At 56.8% G+C, this 3,187-nt stretch carries 2 rRNA genes; both read right to left on the reverse strand.

Annotation, left to right across the window (positions count from 1 at the left end):
* Positions 1 to 13: 13 nt before the first annotated feature.
* Positions 14 to 130 (reverse strand): 5S ribosomal RNA (gene rrf / locus AC5RVZ_RS32165).
* A gap of 179 nt (positions 131 to 309) precedes the next feature.
* Positions 310 to 3,187, reverse strand: a 23S ribosomal RNA gene (locus AC5RVZ_RS32170); the annotation flags it as partial.

The following is a 3,187-nucleotide window of genomic DNA, read 5'->3' on the forward strand; positions in this document are numbered from 1 at the left end:
GTGTTCAAAGAATGTCCGGCGGCGACCTACTCTCCCACACCCTCCCGAGTGCAGTACCATCGGCGCTGTGGGCCTTAGCTTCCGGGTTCGGAATGGGACCGGGCGTTTCCCCCACGCTATGACCGCCGTAACCCTTCGTGCACGCCCGGAACCCTATGGTGGGGGTTGCCCGGCGGCAAATCTGTTGGTTACAAGCTTGTGCTTGGAACTGTATTCAATTGTTTGTTCCCTCAACGACAACGGGTTGTTGTCTGGGAACCACATAGCGGACGCGTAGCATGTTTTGATCACCCACCCGAAGGGGGTGGTGTGGTGTAAGTTATCGGACTATTAGTACCGGTCAGCTTCACGAGTCTTTCGTCCTCGCTTCCACATCCGGCCTATCAACCCAGTGGTCTGGCTGGGGTCCTCTCCCCCCGAAGGGGATGGAAATCTCATCTTGAAGCCGGCTTCCCGCTTAGATGCTTTCAGCGGTTATCCAATCCGAACGTAGCTAATCAGCGGTGCACTTGGCAGTACAACTGACACACCAGAGGTTCGTCCGTCCCGGTCCTCTCGTACTAAGGACAGACCTTCTCAAATTTCCTGCGCGCGCAGCGGATAGGGACCGAACTGTCTCACGACGTTCTAAACCCAGCTCGCGTACCGCTTTAATGGGCGAACAGCCCAACCCTTGGGACCTACTCCAGCCCCAGGATGCGACGAGCCGACATCGAGGTGCCAAACCATGCCGTCGATATGGACTCTTGGGCAAGATCAGCCTGTTATCCCCGAGGTACCTTTTATCCGTTGAGCGACGGCCATTCCACAATGTGCCGCCGGATCACTAGTCCCGACTTTCGTCCCTGCTCGAGATGTCTCTCTCACAGTCAAGCTCCCTTGTGCACTTACACTCGCCACCTGATTGCCAACCAGGCTGAGGGAACCTTTGGGCGCCTCCGTTACTCTTTAGGAGGCAACCGCCCCAGTTAAACTACCCATCAGGCACTGTCCCTGACCCGGATTACGGGCCGAAGTTAGATGTCCAGAGTGACCAGAGTGGTATTTCAACGATGACTCCACCCGAACTGGCGTCCGGGCTTCAAAGTCTCCCACCTATCCTACACAAGCCACACCGAACACCAATACCAAACTATAGTAAAGGTCTCGGGGTCTTTCCGTCCTGCTGCGCGTAACGAGCATCTTTACTCGTAGTGCAATTTCGCCGAGTTTATGGTTGAGACAGCGGGGAAGTCGTTACTCCATTCGTGCAGGTCGGAACTTACCCGACAAGGAATTTCGCTACCTTAGGATGGTTATAGTTACCACCGCCGTTTACTGGGGCTTAAATTCTCCGCTTCGCCCCCAAAGGGGCTAACAGGTCCTCTTAACCTTCCAGCACCGGGCAGGAGTCAGTCCGTATACATCGTCTTGCGACTTCGCACGGACCTGTGTTTTTAGTAAACAGTCGCTTCCCCCTGGTCTCTGCGGCCCTTACCCGCTCCGAAGCGCAAGGCTTCTTCACGGTCGGGGCCCCCCTTCTCCCGAAGTTACGGGGGCATTTTGCCGAGTTCCTTAACCATAATTCTCTCGATCGCCTTGGTATTCTCTACCTGATCACCTGTGTCGGTTTGGGGTACGGGCGGCTAAAACCTCGCGTCGATGCTTTTCTCGGCAGCATAGGATCACCGAATCCCCCCATACGGGGGTCCCGTCAGGTCTCAGGCTTGTCGAACGGCGGATTTGCCAACCGTTCACCCTACATCCTTGGACCGGGACTACCATCGCCCGGCTCGGCTACCTTCCTGCGTCACACCTGTTAATACGCTTACCTCCCCGGATCGGGTCCCGCGCGCCCCGCCCATACTGGCCCCGAAGGGCACGGATGAACGGTTTGGGCGGTTAGCATCACCGGATTGGCATGGGCGGTTTTTCGCCGGTACGGGAATATCAACCCGTTGTCCATCGACTACGCCTGTCGGCCTCGCCTTAGGTCCCGACTTACCCAGGGCAGATTAGCTTGACCCTGGAACCCTTGATCATTCGGCGGACGGGTTTCCCACCCGTCTTTCGCTACTCATGCCTGCATTCTCACTCGTGTAGGCTCCACCACTGGCTTCCGCCGCAGCTTCACTGCCCACACGACGCTCCCCTACCCACCAGCGCTCCTGAACCACGAAGGCTTGGATAATACGCTGATGCCACAACTTCGGCGGTGTACTTGAGCCCCGCTACATTGTCGGCGCGGAATCACTTGACCAGTGAGCTATTACGCACTCTTTCAAGGGTGGCTGCTTCTAAGCCAACCTCCTGGTTGTCTGGGCAACTCCACATCCTTTTCCACTTAGCACACGCTTAGGGGCCTTAGTTGGTGGTCTGGGCTGTTTCCCTCTCGACTATGAAGCTTATCCCCCACAGTCTCACTGCTGCGCTCTCACTTGCCGGCATTCGGAGTTTGGCTGACGTCAGTAACCTTGTAGGGCCCATCGGCCATCCAGTAGCTCTACCTCCGGCAAGAAACACGCAACGCTGCACCTAAATGCATTTCGGGGAGAACCAGCTATCACGGAGTTTGATTGGCCTTTCACCCCTACCCACAGCTCATCCCCTCCATTTTCAACTGAAGTGGGTTCGGTCCTCCACGCGCTCTTACACGCGCTTCAACCTGGCCATGGGTAGATCACTCCGCTTCGGGTCTAGATCACGCCACTGCATCGCCCTATTCAGACTCGCTTTCGCTACGGCTTCCCCACACGGGTTAACCTCGCGACGTAACACTAACTCGCAGGCTCATTCTTCAAAAGGCACGCCGTCACAGCTACAAGGCTGCTCCGACGGATTGTAAGCACACGGTTTCAGGTACTGTTTCACTCCCCTCCCGGGGTACTTTTCACCTTTCCCTCACGGTACTTGTCCGCTATCGGTCATCAGGTAGTATTCAGGCTTACCAGGTGGTCCTGGCAGATTCGCACGGGATTTCTCGGGCCCCGTGCTACTTGGGATACTCTCCAAGCGGCGTCACGCATTACGGTTACAGGGCTTACACCTTCTCCGGCCGGCCTTTCAAGACCGTTCACCTATACGCACGCACTCACTTTCGCTGTCCGGCAGAACAGCAGCGGAAAGTCCCGCAACCCCGGCCATGCAACGCCCGCCGGCTATCACACATGGACCGGTTTGGCCTCTTCCGCGTTCGCTCGCCACTACT

The sequence above is a fragment of the Arthrobacter sp. Cza30 genome, assembly GCF_059090765.1.